Source organism: Williamsia sp. (assembly GCF_036566845.1).
GTDB lineage: Bacteria > Actinomycetota > Actinomycetes > Mycobacteriales > Mycobacteriaceae > Williamsia.
Genome location: NZ_DATCVM010000168.1, coordinates 1 through 5,433 on the forward strand (window position 1 = coordinate 1; position 5,433 = coordinate 5,433).

Consider the following 5,433-nt stretch of genomic DNA (forward strand, 5'->3'; position numbering starts at 1 on the left):
CGGGCGGTGACCCGGCGGTGAGCGCCCGCCGTGTCGCGCAGATCATCGGTGCCCGCGTCAGTGCCGAAGGTGCACAGCAAGCCCACACGGCAACACCGGTCACGGTCTAGGGAGGGGAGTACAGACATGGATTTCTCACAGGTCGAACTGGGGGCAGAAGATCAGGCCTTTCTCGACGAGGTGCGCACATTTCTGAGCACACACGTCACCGACGAGGTGATTCGCCGGGATCGTGAAAGCGGTGACAACTTCGACGAGGGGGTGCATCTGGCGATGGGTGCCGCTGGGTACCTGTCGGCCGAGTTCCATTCGGAATCCGAAGGCGGTTGGGGGCGGATCCCGCGGCGGATCTGGCAACTGGAGAAGCGCCGGTTTCACGCACCGTGGGTGACGTGGGGAACAACGGCCATCGTGGCGCGGTCGGTGCTGAGCTTCGGCTCGCCGGAACTTCAGGAAGAGGTCCTACCGGGCGTCTTCAGCGGACACATCCGCATGTGCTTGGGCTACACCGAACCGGAGGGCGGTTCGGACATCGCGACGTCCAAGACCCGCGCGGTGCGGGACGGCGACAGCTGGATCATCAACGGGTCCAAGATGTTCACCACCGGCGCTCACAACAGCAAGTACGTCTTCCTGATCACCAACACCGACCCGGATGCCAAAAAACACAAGAGCCTGACGATGTTCCTGGTACCGCTGGATTCGCCCGGTATCGAGATCCAGGGCATCCGCACCGTGGACGGGGACCGGACCAACATCGTGTACTACAGCGACGTCGAGGTCGACGACCGCTACCGGCTCGGTGAGGTGAACGGCGGCTGGGCGGTGCTGATGGGACCGTTGGCCGTCGAGCACGGCGTGACCGAGCGTAAACCCGACGGTCTGGACGACATCGCGATCATGATGCATCAGGGTCTGTACATGGCGACCACCGTCGACAAGGTGGCGGCGGCGGTGTCACGTGAGACAGCTGCTGGTAGAAGGGCTCTGGACGATTCGTCGGTGGCCTACCGGCTCGGCCGCAGCGCCGCGCGGATGGAGGCGTCGCTGTCGGCGCCGGGCATGTTCGGCCGGGTGGCCATAGCCCAGGCGATGCGGGACGTCTCTCCGGACCTGATGGATGTGCTGGGTACCGCGTCGACCCTGCCGATCGAGACCGACGGCTCCGCCGATGACGGTGCGTCGGAGTACCTCTACCGCTGGGCGCCGCTGTGTGGCATCTACGGCGGCACGCTGGAGGTGTTCCGCAACATGATCGCCCAGCACGCACTGGGTCTGGGTCGCCCAGACTACTCACCGCCCAAGGTGAAGGCCGGCCGCTAGCCGATTCCTCTCTGTGGCAAAAGAACTTTCACAACAAGGAGTGTGCAAACATGCCGTCGCGCAAAGTCAACTTCCCGGTATTCGATTCGGACTCCCACATGTACGAGACAAGGGAGGCGTTGACCAAGTTCCTACCGGACCATGCCAAGGGCACGATCCGCTACGTCGACATCGACGGGCGGACCAAGATCGTTGTCCGGGACACCATCAGTGAGTTCATTCCCAACCCGACGTTTTCCGCAGTCGCCGCACCGGGAGCGCAGGAAGACTACTTCCGCAACGGAAACCCGGATGGCAAGAGTGCCCGGGAGATCATGGGCAAGGCGATGAAATCCATTCCGGCGTTCCGGGAACCGGCCGCGAGGCTGGAGAAGATGGACGAGTTGGGCGTCGACTATGCGCTGATGTTCCCCACGCTGGCGTCGCTTGTCGAGGAACGTCTGAAGGACGATCCGGAGCTGACGCACGACGTCATCCACGCATTGAACGAGTGGATGTTCGAGCAGTGGACGTTCAACTACGAGGACCGGATCTTTGCGACCCCGGTCATCACGCTCCCCATCGTGGAGCGGGCGATCGAGGAGTTGCACTGGTGCCTCGAGCGCGGAGCCCGCACCGTCCTGGTGCGCCCGGCTCCGGTCCCCGGGTACAAGGGGTCGCGGTCCTTCGGTTTCGAAGAGTTCGACCCGTTCTGGCAGGCCTGCGTCGATGCCGGCATCCCGGTCTCGATGCATGCCTCGGACAGCGGCTACTCCGAGGTGCTCAACATCTGGGAGCCGGCGTCGGAATACAAGCCGTTTGCACCGACCACGGGGTTCCGCACCGCCGCAATGGGCAGTCGTGCCATCGAGGATGCGATGACCGCCTTGACCTGTCACGGGACCCTTTCCCGGGTGCCGGATCTGAAGCTTCTGCTGATAGAGAACGGGGCGGACTGGTTGCCGACGCTGTTCCGGAACCTCGAACTCACCTACAAGAAGCTGCCACAGTTGTTCTTGGAGAACCCCATCGACGCCTTCAGGCGCTGCGTGTACGTCAACCCCTTCTGGGAGGACAGCTACGCCGAGGTGGTGGACCTCCTCGGGGCCGATCACGTGCTCTTCGGCTCGGACTGGCCACATCCGGAAGGGCTCGGGGACCCGCTGAGTCTGATCGACAGCAAGCTCTCCGGTCTGTCCGAGGAAGACACACGAAAGATCATGGGTGGCAATATGTTAGACCTGCTCGGTATCGAGGCGAAGGTCCGCGTCGGGTAGCCGAGATCCTTTTGGCTCTGGCGCCGGGGAAGCCCTCCGGCGCCAGAGCCTTGTCGGCGCAGCGTCAGGAGATGTCAGATGATCGCGCCGGATTCCTTTGCGGCGATGATCTCGTCCCAGTCCAGACCGAGTTCGAGGAGGATGGTCTCGGTGTGCTCGCCGTATTCGGGGGCACAGGCACTCGCGGGCGCGGTGTGGTTGAACTGGATTGGTGCACTGACGGTCCGGAAGGCGACGCCATTGTCGTCTGTCGCCGTCATCAGGTAGCCGTTTGCGCTCACCTGGGGGTCGTCGAGGACTTCTCGCGGTGTGGCGAGACTGGCCCACACCCCGGGCTCGTCGGCCAGTAGCTTGGACCATTCGGCAAGATCGCGCTGCGCGAAGATCTCTCGCAGTTCGGCCGTCGCGATGTCTTTGTTGGCGATGAGATTGGCGATCGGTGTTAAGCGTTCATCGGCCGCCAGGTCCGGGCGTTCGATCCGCTCACAGAAGCCCGCCCAATAGCGGTCGGCTTGCAGGAACACAAGTTGCAACCAGCGGTCGTCGCGGGTCTTGTAGCGGTTGACGACGGGATTGGGGGCATCGCCCGGCGCGTAGGCCGGGATGCGGTCGATCCCGTAGTGATCGGCGGCGATGATGTCCGGGGCCACAGCCCACATACCTTGCGCGAGTAGGGAACCGTCGACGATGTCGGGCTCACCGGTGCGCTCGCGATGGAACAGCGCGGCCGTGATCCCGCCGGCGAGTGTGCTGCCACCCTGCAGATCGCCGAAGGCCGGGCCCTGGGCGAACGGGAACTCGCTGCCTTCGGGCGTCAGCGCGTAGGCGACGCCGGCCCGGGCGGTGTAGCCGGAGGCGTCGAAACCGCCCTTGTCGCGGTCGGGTCCCTGTGGGCCCTGACCGCTTCCCCGGGCGATGATGATGTTCGGGTTCATCGCGCGAAGGGCGTCGACGGTGAGTCCGGCGCGTTCGAGCGGTCCCGGCAGCCAGTTGGTCAGGAACACATCGGCATTGGCGATCAACTTGCCGAAGATTGCTCGGCCTTGCGGGGTTTTGATGTCCATGCCGATACTGCGCTTGCCCCGGTTGCCGATCTCCATCATGAAGCTGACCTGGACCCGCGAATCCTGCGGCTGCAGGCCGCCGACAGTCAGTTGCCTACAGGGGTCGCCGCCACGGGTGTCCTCGATCTTGATCACATCGGCACCCCAGTCGCGGAGGATGACCCCCGCGCTCGGGACGTACGTCCATGACGCCAGTTCGACCACGGTGACACCGCTCAACAATGAGGACATCCGCACTCCTATTCCAACTGATTGACGAGCTTATTGTTCGAGCCTACTGTAAGAACTACAGTTAGTCAGTACTGATGATCAGGAGTTGACTTGACCAACATCAGCGTCGAAGGGCTTGGCGGTGGGGGGCCCGGCGTCGAAGGTTCCGAATCGAGTGTGGAACTGGGGCAACGGGTGGCGCCGAAGGCCGAGTGTCGAATGCTCATCGACGGTCAACTGGTCGGTGCCGCCGATGGCGCCGAGTACGACAATCTCAGCCCGGCGACCGGACGTGTCCTCGGCGCGGCAGCTGCCGCAGGTGTGGTCGACATGGAGCGTGCGATCGCCGCGGCCCGGCGGGCATTCGATGAGACGACCTGGTCGACCGATCGGGCGCTGCGTCGGCGATGCCTCGAGCAGCTGCAGTCGGCCATCGAAGGAGAGCAGGACGATCTTCGGAACGAACTGATCGCCGAGGTCGGGTGTCCGGTGGTCACAACCAAAGACGCACAACTGGACTGGCCACTGGCTCAGTCACTGCGGTATCCCGCGGCGCTGATCGATCACTTCGAATGGGAACGAATCCTCGACGGCGGTGGTCTGTTCGGTGACCGCAATGTGAGAACCGTTGTGCAGGAACCTGTCGGTGTGGTGGCGGCGATCTGCCCGTCGAACTATCCGATGGAGGTCACCCTCAACAAGTTGGGGCCGGCACTGGCCGCGGGTAATACCGTTGTGCTCAAACCTGATCCGAACACTCCGTGGAATGCCACCCGGTTGGGCCGGCTGATCGCCGAGCTCACCGACTTCCCGGCCGGTGTCATCAACGTGGTGACAACGCCTTCCAACGAGGTCGCCGAGCTGTTGGCCACGGACCCACGTGTCGACATGGTGTCGTTCACCGGGTCGACCGCTGTCGGCAAGTTGCTGATGCGCCGCGGCGCCGACACCATGAAACGCACCTTCCTCGAACTGGGCGGCAAATCAGCGCTGATCGTGCTCGACGACGCCGACCCCGGCAAGATCATCTACGGTGCACTGGCTTCGGTGGCCCATGCCGGGCAGGCCTGTGCCGCCACGTCCCGTGTCCTGGTCCATCGTTCGCTGTTCGACGATGCCGTGACGAGTGTGACCGCTGGGTTCACCATGCTCCCGATCGGTGATCCGGTCCTCGAAGACACCTTTGTCGGGCCGGTGATCAGCGACGCGCAAAAGCAGCGGATCCTCACACACTTGAACCGGGCCCGTGCCGACGGCGCGGAGTTCACCACCGGCGGCGGCACCCCTCGCAATCTCCCCGCCCACCTGTCCGGCGGAAACTACGTGGAGCCGACAGTGATTGTCGGGGTGGACAACTCGTCGGCCATCGCGCAGGAGGAGATCTTCGGTCCGGTGGCGATCCTGATCCCGTTCGATGACGATGACCACGCGGTCCGCATCGCCAACGACAGCGCGTTCGGACTGGCCGGTGCCGTCATGTCGGGGTCGGGGGAGCGTGGACTGAACGTGGCTCGACGGATCCGCACCGGGTCGATCGGTGTCAACGGCGGAATGTTCTACGGCGCCGACGCACCGTTCGG

4 protein-coding genes are annotated in these 5,433 nt (G+C 64.0%); 3 read left to right on the forward strand and 1 reads right to left on the reverse strand.

Translation table 11 applies throughout. The annotated features are described in order from the left end of the window. Positions 1-126 precede the first annotated feature (126 nt). A complete protein-coding gene (locus VIQ49_RS16255; protein ID WP_331886431.1) occupies positions 127-1,323 on the forward strand; it encodes an acyl-CoA dehydrogenase family protein in 1,197 nt (398 codons plus the stop codon). A 50-nt stretch (positions 1,324-1,373) separates the two neighbouring features. Beyond that, entirely contained in the window at positions 1,374-2,579 is a 1,206-nt protein-coding gene (locus VIQ49_RS16260) for an amidohydrolase family protein (protein WP_331886433.1), read from the forward strand. Between the two features lie 74 nt (positions 2,580-2,653). On the opposite strand, the gene VIQ49_RS16265 is transcribed toward VIQ49_RS16260, so the two are convergent. Continuing rightward, entirely contained in the window at positions 2,654-3,874 is a 1,221-nt protein-coding gene (locus VIQ49_RS16265; RefSeq protein ID WP_331886434.1) for a CoA transferase, read from the reverse strand. A 198-nt stretch (positions 3,875-4,072) separates the two neighbouring features. Here VIQ49_RS16265 and VIQ49_RS16270 point away from each other — a divergent pair. Then, a partial coding sequence (locus VIQ49_RS16270) for an aldehyde dehydrogenase family protein (protein WP_331886435.1) occupies positions 4,073-5,433 on the forward strand: 1,361 nt, incomplete at its 3' end.

Excerpts from the sequence above, each read along its gene's own strand:
- VIQ49_RS16255 (WP_331886431.1), top strand. The coding sequence starts at position 127 with ATGGATTTCTCACAGGTCGAACTGGGGGCAGAAGATCAGGCCTTTCTC.
- VIQ49_RS16260 (WP_331886433.1), top strand. The coding sequence starts at position 1,374 with ATGCCGTCGCGCAAAGTCAACTTCCCGGTATTCGATTCGGACTCCCAC.
- VIQ49_RS16265 (WP_331886434.1), bottom strand. The coding sequence starts at position 3,874 with ATGTCCTCATTGTTGAGCGGTGTCACCGTGGTCGAACTGGCGTCATGG.